Annotated in this window: 1 pseudogene; it reads right to left on the bottom strand. The window is 63.6% G+C overall.

The features are described 5' to 3' along the window. Positions 1 to 506, bottom strand: a pseudogene (locus NW858_RS13215) (hypothetical protein); the annotation flags it as partial.

Raw genomic sequence — 506 nt, 5'->3', positions numbered from 1 at the left:
GATCCGGGCCGTGGTTGAGCAGGATGAAGTGGGTACCATCGGGCAACTGCCCCACCATCATCAGCCGATCGGGGGCGGAGCCCACCTGGGCGGTCGTGCCGGAGGGCAGGGTGCGCAATCCCAGAGTGCTGTGGTCAATGCCTGCTCTAGGCAAGATCCGGGTCGGATCCCCGTCTGTGGCCTCCAGCAGATGTTCCCATAGATGGGCCAAGGCGCGGGGGGAGAGGTACAGCTCTTGCCCGCCTGGGCCAAGGCGAATTTCCGACTGGGCAGGGGCCAGTTTGGGATCCAGATGGGCAACCGGCTGAGCTACCAACCGCTGCTGCAGGTACTCCAGCAGGGCTGTTCTGCCTCCCAGCTCCGCTAACAGGGCTTCTACCATGGCGCGATCGTTGCTGCCGTTGAGGATTTGTAGCAGGGATCCCAGGCGCAGCGAGGTGTAGCTGGCCAGGCAATAGATCTCCTCTGTCAGCTCCCTTAATGTTGACCCGGAGCCGCCGATGGCC

Source organism: Synechococcus sp. H55.10, assembly GCF_047502715.1.
In the GTDB taxonomy this organism is placed as follows: domain Bacteria; phylum Cyanobacteriota; class Cyanobacteriia; order Thermostichales; family Thermostichaceae; genus Thermostichus.
This window is presented reverse-complemented; position numbering and strand designations above follow the sequence as displayed.